The organism is Saonia sp. (assembly GCF_056326165.1).
Genome location: NZ_JBWFBN010000015.1, coordinates 37,277 through 54,074, shown reverse-complemented (window position 1 = coordinate 54,074; position 16,798 = coordinate 37,277). Strand labels below are relative to the sequence as shown.

Genomic DNA, 16,798 nt, shown 5'->3' with positions numbered 1-16,798 from the left:
ACTGATTTTGGTGTGAAGCTTTTTATTCAATTTTTTTTCGCTATTGATTTAATGTGTATTTTTGTTTTTCGTTTCAGCAAATATTCTACTAAAAATTAAAGATTGATGGAAAAAATCACCAAGGAAGTTTATCTAAAGTGGTATGAGGATATGTTGTTCTGGAGGAAGTTTGAAGACAAACTGGCTGCAGTCTACATACAACAAAAAGTTAGAGGGTTTCTTCATCTATATAACGGTCAGGAAGCAGTTTTGGCAGGAGCATTGCATGCAATGGATTTGTCCAAGGATAAAATGATTACCGCATATAGAAATCACGTTCAGCCTATAGGTATGGGCGTTGATCCTAAAAGAGTAATGGCCGAGCTTTACGGAAAGGTTACCGGGACTTCACAAGGAATGGGTGGTTCTATGCATATTTTTTCTAAAGAAAAAGGTTTTTATGGCGGACATGGCATTGTAGGTGGACAAATTCCTCTTGGAGCTGGTTTAGCATTTGCTGATAAGTATTTTAAACGAGATGCCGTTACCATTTGTTATATGGGTGATGGTGCCGTTAGGCAAGGTTCTTTGCACGAAACTTTTAACTTGGCTATGCTTTGGCAATTGCCTGTTGTTTTTGTTTGTGAAAACAATGGTTATGCAATGGGAACATCAGTTGCAAGAACATCCTACTCAACAGAAATTTGGAAATTAGGATTGGGGTATGAAATGCCTTGTGGCCCAGTTGATGGGATGGATCCTGTTACCGTAGCTAAAGAAATGAGTAAGGCTATTGAAAGGGCAAGAAGCGGAGGGGGACCCACTTTCTTGGAAATGAAAACCTATAGGTATAGAGGACATTCCATGTCCGATGCCCAACATTATAGAACAAAGGAAGAGGTTGAAGAATACAAAAAGATTGATCCCATAACTCAAGTTTTAGATATTATCAAAGAGAACAAGTACGCTTCTGATGATGAAATAAAGGATATAAATAAAAGTGTGAAGGATAGGGTTGCTGAGTGTGAGAAATTTGCAGAAGAATCTGAATATCCACCAGTAAACCAATTATATGATATGGTTTACGAACAAGAAGATTATCCATTTTTACAACATAAATTATAAATAATGGCAGTAATAATTAATATGCCAAGGCTAAGTGATACCATGGAAGAAGGTACAGTAGCAAAGTGGTTAAAGAATGTGGGAGATAAAGTTGAAGAAGGAGATATTTTGGCCGAAATTGAGACGGATAAAGCTACAATGGAGTTTGAGTCCTTTAATGAAGGAACATTATTACATATTGGAATAGCTGAAGGAGATGGAGCTCCTGTTGACTCACTTTTAGCCATTATAGGTGAGGAAGGAGAGGATATTTCTGGTTTATTAAATGGGTCCGCTTCTTTGGAAACTAAAGAAGAAATCTCTAAAGAAACCGAATCTGTTGTTGAAGAAAAAACCGAAAGTGCTACGACGGAGGCTGTGGAAGTTCCAGAAGGTGTGGAAATTGTAAAAATGCCACGTCTTAGTGATACTATGGAAGAAGGTACTGTTGCCTCATGGTTAAAAAAAGTAGGAGACACAGTTGAAGAAGGGGATATTTTAGCTGAAATAGAAACAGATAAGGCTACCATGGAGTTCGAGTCCTTTTACTCGGGAATCTTATTATATGTTGGCATTCAGGAAGGAGAATCAGCTCCTGTAGATTCGGTTTTGGCTGTTATTGGCCCAGAAGGTACAGATGTAGATGGTGTGTTGAGTGCCAAACCATCAGGGGAAAAATCAAAAACACTAGTAAAGGAAACGTCAACTGTAGTTGCAGAAACTAAATCTGAAACTCCTGTTGCTGTTGTGTCAGCGTCAAACCAAGGTGGACGTATATTGGCATCACCTTTGGCGAAGAAGATTGCTCAAGAAAAAGGAGTAGATTTATCCAAAGTAGCTGGAACAGGAGACCATGGAAGGATTGTTAAGAAAGATATAGAAAATTATCAGCCAACGAAAGAAGCCGAGCAACCAGTTACTGTTCCTGAAAGTAAAGAAACTTCAAGTGCGTCGGTTGCACCTATGGTTTTACCAGTTGGAGAAGAAAGTACAGAAGAGGTTAAAAACTCACAAATGCGTAAGGTAATTGCCAAGCGTTTAAGTGAATCTAAATTTACGGCACCACATTATTATCTTACTATTGAGGTAGATATGGACAACGCCAAAGCATCAAGGGTTCAAATAAATAGCTTGCCAGACACCAAGGTATCTTTTAACGATATGGTATTAAAGGCTTGTGCAATGGCTCTTAAAAAACATCCTCAAGTAAATACTACTTGGAGTGCTGATGCTATGATTTACAATCATCATATACATATTGGTGTGGCGGTTGCAGTCCCAGATGGCTTGGTTGTGCCGGTCGTAAAGTTTGCAGACCAACTAGGGTTAATGCAAATTGGAGCTACTGTAAAGGATATGGCAGGAAGGGCAAGAAATAAAAAATTGACTCCAGCTGAAATGGAAGGCAGTACTTTCACGGTTTCTAATTTAGGAATGTTTGGTATTTTGGAATTCACATCAATTATCAATCAACCAAATTCTGCTATTTTATCAGTAGGGGCCATTGTAGAAAAACCTGTGGTAAAAAATGGTGAAATAGTTGTGGGAAGTACCATGAAAGTTACGCTGGCATGTGACCACCGAACTGTGGATGGTGCTACTGGAGCTCAGTTCTTGCAAACACTAAGGGCTTATCTGGAAAACCCAGTGACCATGTTGGCATAAAACTTAGAATAAAAACTAATAAAAAAAGCATTCCATTGATTTTGGGATGCTTTTTTTATCTTTAAACAATACTAAATAAAGTAAAATGAAAAAAATTATTGGAATATTGATTGCATCATTGTGTATAGCATGTGGTGGGTCGAATAAAATTTCAAAAGCTAATGCTGCAGATACTATTGGTGGTCCAGAGGGTGTAAAAGGAAGTATAGTTTCAGAGGAACAAAAAAGTCCCGATAAAATTCCTGTATCTTCTAAATATGTGAAGGGAGAAGCGAAACCCATCAATTTTTCAAGTAAGGAAAATGTGGGTGAAATCATAAGTTTTTTAGCTTCTGATGACTTAAAAGGAAGAGATTCTGGTAGTGAGGGAATAGCTGAAGCTGCCAAATACATTGAAAATATTTTTGAGACCAATAACATAGCACCATATTTTCAATCTTATAAAGATACCTTATCAAACTTTGAAAAAACATCTTATAATGTGGTTGGAGTTGTTGAAGGAAATGACGCCAATCTTAAGAAAGAATATATTATTGTTGGAGCCCATTATGACCATATTGGTGAGATAAAAGCAGAAAACGGTGATGCGATTGCCAATGGGGCCAATGACAATGCATCAGGAACCACCACAGTTTTAGAATTGGCCAGATATTTTGGCAATGCCAGAACCAATAAACGAAGCATTATTTTTGCTTTGTTCAGTGCTGAAGAAAAAGGCCTTTTGGGTTCAAAGCATCTGGCAAAAAAGTTAAAGAGTCAAAACTTGAATTTGTATGCTATGTTGAATTTTGAAATGGTCGGAGTACCGTTGGTGGACAAAGATTATTTTATGTATGTCACAGGGTATGAAAATTCCAATTTAGCTGAGGTAAGCAATAAATATGCAAAAGAGAAACTAATTGGATTCTTGCCTACTGCAAAGGAGTTTAACTTGTTTCAGCGATCTGACAACTATCCTTTTCATCAAGAGTTTGGAGTTCCATCGCAGACCTATTGTACTTTTGATTTTACAAATTTTGACCATTATCATAAAGTTGGGGATGAGGTATCTTTAATGGATTTTGAACATATGGCAAAGCTGGTAAATAAATCGATTCCTGTAATTCAAGGAATAGCCAATGCTAAAACTAAAGAAGTAAAATATAATTAATGGCACATGTTATAATTACAGGTACTAGTAGAGGTATTGGTTTTGAACTGGCCAGGCTTTTTGCGGATGATGGTCATAAGGTATTGGCTTTGTCCCGAAACGAAGAGCCTGTAAAGAATTTGAAGCACCCTAATATTGTTAGTTTTCCTTTTGATTTATCTGTCGCAGAACACTTGGAAAAACTCACTGATTTTATGGAAACATTTATGCCCACAGTGGATGTTTTGGTAAATAATGCAGGTAGGTTAATGAGTAAACCTTTTTTAGAAACCACCATTGAGGATTTCATGAAGGTGTATGAAGTAAATGTCTTCGGGGTGGCCCAAATCACCAAGAAAGTGTTACCCAAAATGGGAGAGAATGGACATGTGGTAAACATAAGTTCTATGGGTGGCGTACAAGGAAGTTTAAAGTTTGCTGGTTTATCAGCCTATAGTTCCAGTAAAGGAGCATTAATCACTTTGACCGAGTTACTGGCTGAAGAATACAAAAGTACAGGCCCTTCATTTAATGTTTTGGCTCTCGGAGCTGTGCAAACAGAAATGCTTGAAGAAGCTTTTCCAGGTTACCAAGCTCCCACAACTGCATTGGAAATGGCAGTATACATTAAAGAGTTTGCACTAACTGGGCAAAAACTTTACAATGGGAAATTGCTGCAGGTAAGTAATAGTACGCCTTAATGGAGGAAGTCCTTCTAAAATATATTCCAGAGCGTGCTCTTTCACCTTGTTTAGAACTTGTTAAAATGTATGAGGTTAATCTAAAGATTGTAAATCAAAGGGTTACTAGACATGGCGATTATAGAAGACTGCCCAATGGTTCTCACCAAATAACAGTAAATGCCACTTCTAATAAATATAGTTTTCTAATCACACTAATTCATGAAATAGCCCACTTGGTGGCATTTGAAAAATATGGTAGGAGAATAAAACCTCATGGGAAGGAATGGAAACACACTTTTCAATATTTAATGCTACCTTTTATAAGACCAGAAATCTTTCCATCGAAGTTATTGCCCATTTTAGCGAATCATTTTAAAAATCCAAAAGCGAGCAGCGGTACAGACGCCAATTTATCCTTAGCTTTGAAGCAATTTGATGCATCTACGGATAAAACTTATGTTTTTGAATTGCCTCTAGGGAGTATATTTAGAATATATAATGGGAAGCTGTTCAAAAAAGGAAATAAAAGGGTTAAAAGGTTTGAATGTGTTGAAATGGCAACTGGAAAAATGTACTTATTTCAGCCAAATGCTGAGGTAGAGTTGATAAAGGATTAATTAGTACTTGGTTGAATGTAAGTGAGACCTAAAAAAGTGGTTATGAATAAAAATTATTTCGCAGTTTTAATGGCTGGTGGTGTCGGGTCAAGATTTTGGCCTATTAGTACTTCCGATTATCCAAAACAGTTTCATGATATGCTTGGAACTGGGGATACTTTAATTCAAAAGACCTTTAAGAGACTTAATAAATTTGTTCCCGCAGAGAATATTTTAATTCTTACTAATGAACGCTACAATGATTTGGTACTGGAACAATTGCCTATGGTAAAACAACAACAAGTTGTTTTAGAACCAGCTATGCGCAATACAGCACCTTGTATTTTGTACGCTTCATTAAAGATTCAGAAAGAAAATCCAAATGCGGTGATAATTGTTGCACCTAGTGATCATTGGATAGAGGATGAAGAAGCTTTTGCCAAGAATGTTACAACTTGTTTTGCAAAATGTGAAGAGGAGGAGGTGCTTTGTACTTTGGGAATAAAACCTACTTTTCCGAATACAGGTTTTGGATATATTGAGTATGAAAAAGGAAATGATTCTGAATTAAAAAAAGTAAACCAGTTTAGGGAAAAACCAGATTACGATACAGCGAAGGAGTTTTTGGCACAAGGTAATTTTTTATGGAATGCCGGGATTTTTATGTGGGGAGCAAATACCATTGTGAATGCCTTTAAAAAGTATCAGCCAGCACAATATGAACTTTTTGAAAAAGGAATTTCTTGTTATAATACTACTGAAGAACAAGATTTTATAAATAAAAATTATCCTAAAGCGGAAAATGTTTCCATTGATTATGCTATCTTGGAACAGTCCAAATCTATCTATGTGCTACCAGCTACTTTTGATTGGAACGATTTAGGAACGTGGGGTTCACTGTATGATAAATTGGATAAGGATGAAAGCAATAATGCAGTTGTAAACTCTCAGGTTTTATGTGAAGATGCCCAAGGCAATATGATTCGTTCACCAAAAGGGAAAGTGGTTGTTGTGGATGGGTTAAATGATTATATTATTGTCGATAAGGAAGAAGTACTACTAATTTATCCTAAATCAAAAGAACAAGACATAAAGAAAGTTCTCGGCAAGGTAAAAGACACCTATGGAGACCAGTACGGATAATATATGAGCCAAGATTTTAATAACAATGACTCTACAAACCCAGACGATAGGGTAGAGGAAGTAAAAAAGGACTTTCAAGGACTTTTGGGAAGTACTAAAAAGTTCCTAACGGAACTTCTTGATATAAGAAGTAATACTGACCAAGATGCTACCAAAGAGTCCATCATTGCAGATATTCCTTTTAAAGGACATACATCTTGGATATTGGTATGTTCTATTTTTATTGCATCAGTTGGATTAAACGCCAATTCTACAGCGGTTGTTATTGGAGCCATGTTAATTTCTCCCTTAATGGGACCTATTTTAGGAATGGGAATGTCTTTGGCTATTAATGATATTGATACTCTTAGACGTTCTCTAAAAAACTTTGCGGTAATGGTAGTGCTTAGTATACTTACGGCATACTTGTTTTTTGCCTTGTTTCCATTACGTCATGAGTCTTCTGAGCTTTTGGCTAGAACAGAACCTGATATTAGAGATGTATTAATTGCTTTTTTTGGAGGTTTAGCATTAGTAATTGCACGAGCTAAAAAAGGAACCATTGCAAGTGTGATTTTTGGGGTTGCCATTGCTACAGCACTTATGCCTCCTCTTTGTACGGTTGGGTTTGGATTAGCAATAGGGAATGGGGAATATGCCTTAAAGGCCATGTTCTTGTTTACCATTAATACTATTTTTATTGGCTTAGCTACTTTCTTAATAATTAAGTATTTACGTTTTCCAATGGTTCGTTATGCTAATTCCAAAAGAAGGAGGCTTATTGGACGAATAGCTTCTCTTTTGGCTATTTTGGTAATGTTACCAGCGGGTTATACTTTTTATAATGCGCTTCAAGAATCTAGATATATGACCCAAGCACAGGAATTAATTAATGAGACTATTGCTGTATATCAATTTAAGGATAGAGGCAGATATATGGAGAACCTTACTCAAATCGATTATAATGAAGATGGGAATTCTGTTATAGAATTGGTTTGTATGGGGGATGAATTAATACCTGAAAACATTATTGATACTTGGAGAGCTCAGAAAGCCAATTACTCCAAACTTGACAATACGGAATTAAAAGTGGTTCAAGGTGGCAGGGATGACTCTGAAGAGAAGTTTAATTACGTTAATGAGTTATACGAATCTAAAAAAGCTGAATTACTGAATAAAGATGAAAGAATTCGCCTATTGGAAGATGAACTTTCTGGGTTGAGTAAGTTGGCTTCTAGCCAGATTCCTTTCTCAGAAATAAGTGCTGAGGCAAAAGTAAATTATGAGAACTTGGAATCTCTAGGATTTTCACGTACCATAAAAACCGATTTCAAAAAAATTGATACTGTTCCTATTTTTGAAGTAAAATGGAAAAACATATCGAATAGGAAAAAAGTAGATGAGGATACTAAAAAACTGAGTAGTTGGTTGAAACTTCGCCTAAAAGACAGTACTATTCAGGTTAAATAGTTTAATTTCTTTCTTCAATATACATCTGCCGTACTTTTTTAAATAGCTCGGATGAGTAGACAAAATTAGTGACAGCTTCGTTGTCGGTTTTAAAGATTTCGTTTTTAGTGCCTTCCCATTCCTTGATGCCATTTTTAAGAAACACAATTTTTTGACCAATTTCCATTACGGAATTCATGTCGTGGGTATTTATGACTGTGGTAATATCATATTCTTCAGTAATTTCCTTAATAAGGTTGTCAATAAGAATAGCCGTTTTGGGATCCAAACCAGAATTAGGTTCGTCACAGAACAAATACTTAGGATTCATTACAATAGCCCTAGCAATGGCCACCCTTTTTTGCATTCCTCCAGATATTTCAGAAGGATATTTATGATGTGCATCAATAAGATTCACTCTTTTTAAAACAAAATCGACCCTGTCTTGCATCTCAGATTTGGATTGTTTGGTAAACATACCCAAGGGGAACATTACATTGCCCTCAACAGTCATGGAATCAAATAAAGCACTTCCTTGGAAAACCATGCCCATGTCTTGTCTTAAATCTCTTTTTTCTGCACTAGAAAGTTCAGAGTAAATCTTTCCATCGTAGTCTATACTACCTTCCTCTGGTGTAAATAGACCTAATAGACATTTTAAGAAAACAGTTTTTCCTGAGCCACTTTGTCCAATGATTAAATTGGTTTTTCCTGTGTCAAAAGAGGTTGAAATTCCTTTAAGAACATCAGTGTCTCCAAAAGACTTATATATATTGTTCACCTTTATCATTAGCCCAAGAGAAGTTGTGTTAAAATATAGTTCAATATAATAATTGCAACACTCGTCCAAACAAAGGCGGTAGTACTTGCTTTCCCTACTTCTAAAGCTCCACCTTTCATATAATAGCCATGAAAAGATGGAATCGTAGCAATAACAAAAGCGAATACAATGGTTTTTAGAAAAGAATAGGTAACATGAAAAGGAATAAAATCCATTTGTAGGCCTTCTATAAAGTCAGCACTAGCGCTAAACCCGCCAAAAACTCCTGCAATCCAACCTCCTAAAATACCAACATACATAGCAATTGCAATTGCAAAAGGGTACATAAGCATGGCTATAATTTTAGGAAATACAAGGTAGTTTAAGGAATTGACACCCATGACTTCCAGTGCATCAATTTGCTCTGTAACTCTCATGGTTCCAATACTAGATGTTATATAGGAACCTACTTTACCAGCCATAATAATAGAGGTAAATGTGGGGGCAAATTCTAGAATAACCGATTGCCTAGTTGCAAACCCAATTAAGTTCCTTGGAATCAAAGGATTTGTAATGTTCAATGCAGTCTGTATAGCAACAACACCCCCAATAAAGAATGAAATAAAAATAATAATGCCTAAAGAACCATAAATAAGTTCATCTATTTCCTTTAATATTAGCGATTTCATTATTGACCATTTTGTAGGTTTTTTAAAAACCTCCCATATCATAATAAAATAGCTGCCAATAGATGCTATATAATTCATGTAGTAAAAGTATACTTCTTGGTGTAAAAATAACAATTATGGGTGGTATTTAACCTTCATTTAAACTTTTAAACTCTTATTTTCTTTAATTTTACTTCCATAAGAAATTCAAGATGATAAAACACAAATACCTTCTATTTACACTGACTTTTTTATTTGTTTTTTCAATAAGTGAGACAGTTGCACAAAGAAAATCAAAAAAACAACCAATAATCCAAACTGATGCTACTTTGTCTACTTCTCCAAAATTGGTTGTGGGCATTGTTGTGGATCAAATGAGGTATGATTATCTTACCAGATTTTGGAGTCATTATGGGGAGGGTGGATTTAAAAGAATGGTAAACGAGGGATTTACCTGTAAGAACAATCATTTTAATTACGCTCCAACCAGTACGGGGCCTGGACATACATCAGTTTATACAGGAACTACGCCAGCTACCCATGGTATTATTGGCAACAATTGGTACGATAAGAAAATTGATAAGGAAGTATATTGTGCTTCTGACGATAATTATGTATCTGTTGGAACAATGACCGATGCCGGCCAAATGTCTCCTCATAGAATGAATGTTACTACTATAACCGATCAATTGAGATTGCACACCCAAATGCGAGGTAAGACCATAGCAATTGCTTTGAAAGATAGGGGAGCGGTTTTACCAGGTGGCCATACGGCAAATGCAGCTTATTGGTTTTATGGTGAAAATGAGGGGAATTGGATTACCAGTTCTTATTATATGAATGATTTGCCTCAATGGGTAAAAGATTTTAATGCCAAGCGTAGTGTAGATCAATATAAAAAACCTTGGAATACCCTCAAGGATATTAATACATATTTGGAAAGTGGTGAAGATGTAAATAAGTATGAAGGTTTGTTTAAAGGAGAAACCACTTCCGCTTTTCCACATGATGTGCCAAGTCTTTGGGATGAAAATGATGAATATGACATATTGAAAGCTACCGCATATGGAAACAGTATAACTGCAGATTTTGCTTTAGAAACTCTAAAAGCCGAAAGTTTGGGTATGGACAACATTCCGGATTTTTTAGCGGTGAGTTTTTCCAGTACCGATTATGTGGGTCACAAATTTGGAGTAAATTCAAAAGAAGTTCAGGATACTTATTTAAGGTTGGACAAGGATTTGGAACGCCTTTTCAATGGTTTGGATGCACAGGTTGGTATTGGTGAATATACTGTATTTTTAACTGCCGATCATGGTGCAATTGATGTTCCTAATTATTTAAAAGATAATAAAATACCAGCTAGTAACAAGGGCATGGGTTCTATGAAGGATTCTTTTATGGAGTTTCTAAAATTTACATTTGGAACTACTGACGTGGTAAAAAACATCTCAAATGGACAGGTTTTTCTGGACCATAAAGTAATAGATAATTTGGATATGGATTTGGATGATGCCCAAGAAGAAATTGCCATGGAACTATTAAATTATGAAGCTGTAGAGAGAGTATATACGGCACATCAAATGTGGGCTAACCCATATACAAAAGGGATTCCTTATATATTACAGAATGGATACAACCAAAAACGCTCTGGGGATGTTCTGTTAGTTTTGAAGCCAGGATATATAGATTATTCCGAAACGGGTTCCACACATGGTTCTGCGCAAATTTATGATACTCATGTACCATTATTGTTCTTTGGAAAAGGAATTAAAAAAGGAAGTACTGTGGCTAGAACCGAAATTCCTGATATTGCTCCTACGATTGCATCGTTATTGGGTATTGCATTTCCAAATGGAACTACAGGGAAACCTCTTAGCGAGGTGTTAGAATAATTTATTCCAAATCCCTTTCCAACGATATTTTCTAATGAAAGAACCTTCTTTTTTGGTGACAAATCTTGGGTAATTTTTAAAAAAAGCATTTAGATAGCCAAAAATCATATTGATATAAAGAGTTGGGCTTTTGGCTTGCCAAGCCATTTTAAGGGCTGCCAATTTAGCTAAGGGTAGTCCGTAGCGCATTTTGTACAAAGCTTCTCCTTTTGCAAATTTGTTTTTATTAGAATAAGATTGCCCCGTAGGTCGCAAGTGTTTTACATGTAGAGAAGCATCGGTTACTGTATCAAAATCATGATATTTTGCTAAAAGCACATCTACTGTATCCCAGCCAACTGCAGGACGCAAACCTCCTAATTTATCAAAACAGGCTTTGTGATATAGTTTAATGGGCCCCCGAATGTGGTTTTTGTCGGCAATGTTTTCATATACCCATTTCCCATTTTTTTTTATAAATAAAAGCCCAGAGCACATGCCCAATTTCCAATTGCTTTGAAAATGGTTTAGCATGGTTTCAAAATAGGTAGGAGGGAGAATTAAATCAGCATCAAACTTTCCGATTAAATTATATTCCGATACATGTTTTAATCCTAAATTAAAGGTATCCACTACTTTTTTTCCTGGAGTATGTTCATCGGTTGAAGTATTTTGAATTACCCGAATCCAATCATGTTTTTTTGCATATTCTGAAACAATTGAGTAAGTGTTGTCACTTGAATTATCATCTACTATAATAAGTTCATTTGGTAGAACAGTTTGCTCAACAAAAGAATCCAAACAGTCTTTTAGATAAGTTTCTTCGTTATGAGCAGGAATGATAATACTAATTTGCATGGTTGATAGTTTCAAAAAGCAAATTACAAATACATATTGAATCTAAAAGTCATTTCGAATGAAAAGAGAAATCCAAATTTTATTAAAATTATTTCCGATTATGAAACCTTTCGACTTTGTTCAAGACGACATAATAATCAGAGAAGAGCTATTTTCGTTCAGCATACACAATATAATATCTGGGTGTAAAAAGCCTCAACAAAGGTCTAATTCCAATTTTTTTAACTGGATTAGTCCATTTTGCTCGATCCTTTATTTCCCAGCCCGCTTTTTCCAAGAGCCAATCAAATTGCCAATCTTCAAATTCATGGTAATGCCTATCCCACATATCGGTTTTGCTTCTATATGCAGATGAAAACCACAAACGCATTGGGATACTGGCAACTAATTTATCAGCTTTTATTTCTTTAAGTACATTTAATGGGGCTAAGAGATGCTCAAAAATTTCAAAAGCTGTTACCACTTGTTCTTTTGATGCAATAACCGAAGAAAAATCAACATCTAAATCTTCACCTTTCGTATTGGTGACTATATATCCTTCTTGTTTTAAGATGGTAGAAAAAGGATTTTCTACGCCTAAATCCAAAATGGCTTGGTCTTTAGAAATATGTTTTTGAAGAAATTCTAATGTGTGTTTGTATCTTTTGCTTGGGTATACCTTGTACATGCTAGTATTTATAGACAATGGCGTTGATATTCATTCCGGCACCAACACTGGCAAAGATAACAACATCTCCTTTTTGCACATCCTGATTTTCAATCTTTCCACGTCTTACCATATCAAAAAGAGTGGGTACGGTTGCTACGGAATTGTTGCCTATTTTACTAATGTTCATGGGCATTATACCTTTAGGAACTTCCTTGTTGTACAATTTATAAAAACGTTTTACAATGGCTTCATCCATTTTTTCATTGGCTTGATGGATAAATATTTTTTTTATATCATCAATTCCAAATTTAGTTTCATCCAAACAATCTTTTAAAGTCTGTGGTACATGTGTTACAGCAAATTCATAGATTTTTCTGCCATACATTTTAATGTATTTGGTGTCTTCTTTTGATTCTTGATTGTACGATTCTCCAAAGAAAAGATAATATGCCTCGCCATTAGCATATGTGGCAGAGGTATGGTTGAGTATGTTTCCATCACTACCGGCTTCTAGAATGGTAGCACCAGCCCCATCAGAATATATCATACTGTCCCTATCATGAGGGTCCGTTACTCTGGAAAGGGTTTCTCCACCAATGACCAAACATTTTTTTGCCATACCGCTTTTAATAAATGCTTGTGCCTGTATTACGCCTTCAATCCACCCTGGGCAACCAAACAAAATGTCATAAGCCACACATTTAGGATTTTTAATTCTAAGATTGTGTTTTACCCTCGTGGCTAAACTTGGAAGCATGTCCCCTTGTTTTTCTCCATAGGTAATATCCCCAAAATTGTGTGCAAATATAATATAGTCTAATTCTTCCTTATCTATTCCTGCATCTTTTATGGCCTTTTCCGCGGCAAGCGAGCCTAAATCTGAAGTTTTTAAATTTTTCTCAGCGTACCTTCTTTCCGAAATTCCGGTAATGGATTTAAACTTTTCTATGATTACATCATTAGAATTGCCAAAAGCAGTTCCGTCTGCATTTAAAAATTCGTGCTTACTAAAATCTGTATTTTCAATTTTTATGGAAGGAACATAACATCCAGTCCCCGTAATACCAATATTCATATAGTCAATATAATTAATCTCTTAAATATACCGAAAAAATAGGTTTTAGAAGAAAAAGTGTACCCAATCTATACGATGTTCAACGGTACTAATACTTGATTTTTATTTTATGAGAGATTGACAAAAATCCTTAAAAAACCCTTGCTTTTTGCATAAAAGAGTCCTTCTTACATCTCGGCATACGCCTCAATAGGGGTACAGGTACAGATTAAATTACGATCGCCATAGGCATCATCTACTCTCCTGACACTTGGCCAAAATTTATTCTCAGAAACATATGGTAATGGAAAAGCTGCCTCTTGGCGGGTGTATGGAAAATCCCAATCATTACTAGTCACCATATCCAAAGTATGTGGAGCATTTTTTAGCACATTGTTTGGGTTCTCAGCATTATCAATTTCTTGTCGGATAGAAAGCATGGCATTACAAAAGCGATTTAATTCTGCCAAACATTCACTTTCGGTAGGTTCTATCATAAGAGTCCCAGCGACTGGAAACGAAACCGTAGGAGCATGAAAACCATAGTCCATTAAACGTTTTGCGATATCCGTAACCTCAATACCATTTTGTTTAAAAGGTCTACAATCAATTATCATTTCATGTGCAGCCCTTCCTTGTTCACCTGTATAGAGCACATCATATCCAGAGCTCAATCTGGTTTTAATATAATTGGCATTTAAAATGGCAATTTTTGTGGACTGAGATAGACCATATTCCCCCAGCATTTTAATATAGGCATATGAAATTAAACATACCAATGAACTTCCCCAAGGAGCTGCAGAAATGGCCGTTATGGCACTTTCACCTCCAGTTTTGATTATTGGATTACTTGGAAGAAATGGCACCAATTGTTCTGCAACACATATGGGTCCAACCCCTGGACCACCACCGCCATGCGGAATAGCAAAAGTTTTATGTAAATTTAAATGGCAAACGTCGGCTCCAACAGTTGCTGGGTTGGTAAGCCCAACCTGTGCATTCATATTTGCACCATCCATATATACCTGTCCGCCATTATCATGGATAATTTTTGTAATGTGTTTTATAGATGATTCAAAAACCCCATGGGTTGATGGATATGTGACCATTAATGCTGATAAATTATCTTTATATAAGATTGCCTTTTCTTCTAAATCAGCTACGTCAATATTTCCTTTTTCATCGGTTTTGGTTACTACTACCTTCATGCCTGCCATTACAGCTGATGCAGGATTGGTTCCGTGTGCTGATGCAGGAATTAAACAAATATTCCTATGTCCTTCTCCTGTAGATTTGTGATAAGCACGTATAACCATCAATCCAGCAAATTCCCCTTGTGCTCCAGAATTGGGTTGTAAAGAAGTAGCTGAAAAGCCTGTAATTATGCTTAAATCTTGTTCCAATTCTTTAAGTACTGTTTGGTAACCTTCTACCTGGTTAATAGGTGCAAAAGGATGGATGTTCCCCCATTTTGGAGAACTTAATGGTAACATTTGGGTTGCGGCATTCAATTTCATGGTACAAGAGCCCAATGAAATCATAGAATGGTTTAGGGATAAATCCCTACGCTCCAGTTTTTTAATGTAACGCATCAATTCGGTTTCAGAATGATATGAATTAAATACTTCAGCTTCCAAAAAAGGAGTATCTCTTTGAAGGAACTCTGGAATTACATCATCTATTGAAGTTGAAAATGACATATTTTCTTTTGATAGATTCAATTCCCTAAAACAAGAAATAATATTCTCAATATCACTTTCTGTTGAGGCTTCATTTATAGAGATTGAAACAGTTTTTTCATCAATATAATTAAAGTTGATATCCTTTTTCTCGGCAATGTCTTTTAAAGCAGAAGTATTATTTACTGAAATATTGAGCGTGTCAAAGAAAATTGAATTTAATTGAACAAACCCATAACTCTCTAGGGTTCTACTTACAGACTTTGCTGAACGGTGTACTTTGTTAGCAATATATTTTAACCCTTTTGGTCCATGATACACGGTATACATACCTGCCATAACAGCCAATAAAACCTGTGAGGTACAAATGTTGGAAGTGGCTTTGTCTCTTTTAATGTGTTGTTCGCGAGTTTGTAAAGCCATACGCATGGCACTGTTGCCATCCATATCTTTGGTGACACCAATGATTCTGCCCGGAATATTTCTTTTGTATTCTTCTTTTGTTGCAAAGAAAGCAGCATGGGGACCGCCATAACCTAACGGAATTCCAAAACGCTGTGTAGTGCCCACTACAACGTCCACACCAATTTCACCTGGGGCCTTTAATAAAACCAAACTAAGAATATCCGCCGCAACCGCTACTTTAATATCGTTCTCTTTAGCTTTTACTACAAAATCAGCATAATCATAAACTTGTCCATGTTTGCCTGGGTATTGCAAGATGGTACCATAAAAATCTGTTCCAAAACTAAATTCTTCATGGTTACCTACAACCAATTCAATTCCCAATGGAGTGGAACGGGTTTGTAATAATGATAAGGTTTGTGGCAGAATTTCCTCTGAGACAAAGAACTTTACTACGTCTCTTTTCTTTTGCTCCCTACTTCTTACGTTAAGGAGCATGGTCATAGCCTCTGCCGCCGCTGTACTTTCATCCAAAAGGGACGCATTAGCAAGTTCCATTCCTGTTAAATCGGTTACCATGGTTTGGAAATTCAATAAAGCTTCCAATCTGCCTTGTGCAATTTCTGCTTGGTAAGGTGTATAGGCTGTGTACCAGCCCGGGTTTTCCAATATATTTCTTTGAATAACGGAGGGTGTAATGGACTCATGATAACCCAAACCGATATAGGATTTAAACACCTTGTTTTTTTCAGACAGATTATTGATGTGTGTCAAGAACTCATGCTCACTCATGGCAACGGAGAGATTCAATGGTTCTTTTAACCGAATATCATTCGGAATGGTTTCTTGTATTAGTTGATCCAAGCTATCTGCGCTAATAGTTTTTAGCATATGCTCTTGGTCTTCTTCCCATACACCAATATGGCGTAATGCAAACACATCTGTCTTCATAATTTCACATAAAAAAGAGCTTCAAAAATAGCTATTAATTATGTCAAAAGTCACCGATAAAGTGTCTCTGTATGCTAAAGTTTTTAACCAAAACATCACCTTATTAACAGTTTGGCTATTTTTGTTCAATAAGCAAGCTATAATTAGTAAAAAACACTTAGATGTTTATTGAT

General features: G+C 36.0%; 14 protein-coding genes. 8 read left to right on the top strand and 6 right to left on the bottom strand.

Features of this window, described 5'->3' with window-relative positions:
* The first annotated feature begins 105 nt into the window (after positions 1-105).
* The 7 genes from pdhA to AC000W_RS12805 all read left to right on the top strand — a co-directional run bounded on the left by pdhA (position 106) and on the right by AC000W_RS12805 (position 7,748).
* Positions 106-1,104, top strand: coding sequence for a pyruvate dehydrogenase (acetyl-transferring) E1 component subunit alpha (gene pdhA / locus AC000W_RS12835; RefSeq protein WP_474748848.1), 999 nt, complete (start codon positions 106-108; stop codon positions 1,102-1,104).
* A gap of 3 nt (positions 1,105-1,107) precedes the next feature.
* Positions 1,108-2,748, top strand: coding sequence for a dihydrolipoamide acetyltransferase family protein (locus AC000W_RS12830; RefSeq protein ID WP_474748846.1), 1,641 nt, complete (start codon positions 1,108-1,110; stop codon positions 2,746-2,748).
* An 85-nt stretch (positions 2,749-2,833) separates the two neighbouring features.
* The gene (locus AC000W_RS12825; protein ID WP_474748844.1) at positions 2,834-3,898 is read left to right on the top strand and encodes a M28 family metallopeptidase; all 1,065 of its coding nucleotides are present in this window, start codon (positions 2,834-2,836) and stop codon (positions 3,896-3,898) included.
* Positions 3,898-4,578: an SDR family NAD(P)-dependent oxidoreductase gene (locus AC000W_RS12820; RefSeq protein ID WP_474748843.1), complete on the top strand. Its 681-nt coding sequence runs from the start codon at positions 3,898-3,900 to the stop codon at positions 4,576-4,578. Before AC000W_RS12825 ends, AC000W_RS12820 begins: the two co-directional genes overlap by 1 nt.
* A complete protein-coding gene (locus AC000W_RS12815) occupies positions 4,578-5,177 on the top strand; it encodes a SprT-like domain-containing protein (RefSeq protein WP_474748841.1) in 600 nt (199 codons plus the stop codon). The genes AC000W_RS12820 and AC000W_RS12815 overlap by 1 nt, the downstream gene beginning before the upstream one ends.
* A gap of 42 nt (positions 5,178-5,219) precedes the next feature.
* Positions 5,220-6,299 (top strand): mannose-1-phosphate guanylyltransferase, encoded by a 1,080-nt coding sequence (locus tag AC000W_RS12810; RefSeq protein WP_474748840.1) that lies wholly within the window; start codon positions 5,220-5,222, stop codon positions 6,297-6,299.
* Positions 6,300-6,302: 3 nt separating this feature from the next.
* Positions 6,303-7,748, top strand: coding sequence for a DUF389 domain-containing protein (locus tag AC000W_RS12805; protein ID WP_474748838.1), 1,446 nt, complete (start codon positions 6,303-6,305; stop codon positions 7,746-7,748).
* Position 7,749: 1 nt separating this feature from the next.
* Here the strand turns inward: AC000W_RS12805 and AC000W_RS12800 are convergent, their stop codons facing one another.
* Positions 7,750-8,517: an ABC transporter ATP-binding protein gene (locus AC000W_RS12800; RefSeq protein ID WP_474748837.1), complete on the bottom strand. Its 768-nt coding sequence runs from the start codon at positions 8,515-8,517 to the stop codon at positions 7,750-7,752.
* On the bottom strand, positions 8,517-9,254 hold the full coding sequence (locus AC000W_RS12795) for an MlaE family ABC transporter permease (protein ID WP_474748835.1): 738 nt from the start codon (positions 9,252-9,254) through the stop codon (positions 8,517-8,519). The genes AC000W_RS12800 and AC000W_RS12795 overlap by 1 nt, the downstream gene beginning before the upstream one ends.
* 113 nt (positions 9,255-9,367) lie before the next feature.
* Between AC000W_RS12795 and pafA the strand changes: the two genes are divergently transcribed.
* Positions 9,368-11,050, top strand: a complete 1,683-nt coding sequence (gene pafA / locus AC000W_RS12790) for an alkaline phosphatase PafA (protein WP_474748834.1) — start codon at positions 9,368-9,370, stop codon at positions 11,048-11,050.
* Here pafA and AC000W_RS12785 read toward each other — a convergent pair.
* From AC000W_RS12785 to gcvP, 4 genes are all read right to left on the bottom strand, one after another.
* A complete protein-coding gene (locus AC000W_RS12785) occupies positions 11,042-11,887 on the bottom strand; it encodes a glycosyltransferase family 2 protein (RefSeq protein ID WP_474748832.1) in 846 nt (281 codons plus the stop codon). The genes pafA and AC000W_RS12785 overlap by 9 nt on opposite strands.
* A gap of 148 nt (positions 11,888-12,035) precedes the next feature.
* Positions 12,036-12,554 (bottom strand): methyltransferase, encoded by a 519-nt coding sequence (locus tag AC000W_RS12780; protein WP_474748831.1) that lies wholly within the window; start codon positions 12,552-12,554, stop codon positions 12,036-12,038.
* Between the two features lies 1 nt (position 12,555).
* Positions 12,556-13,611 (bottom strand): 3-oxoacyl-ACP synthase III family protein, encoded by a 1,056-nt coding sequence (locus AC000W_RS12775; protein ID WP_474748830.1) that lies wholly within the window; start codon positions 13,609-13,611, stop codon positions 12,556-12,558.
* A 167-nt stretch (positions 13,612-13,778) separates the two neighbouring features.
* A complete protein-coding gene (gene gcvP, locus AC000W_RS12770) occupies positions 13,779-16,625 on the bottom strand; it encodes an aminomethyl-transferring glycine dehydrogenase (protein ID WP_474748828.1) in 2,847 nt (948 codons plus the stop codon).
* Positions 16,626-16,798: the final 173 nt, after the last annotated feature.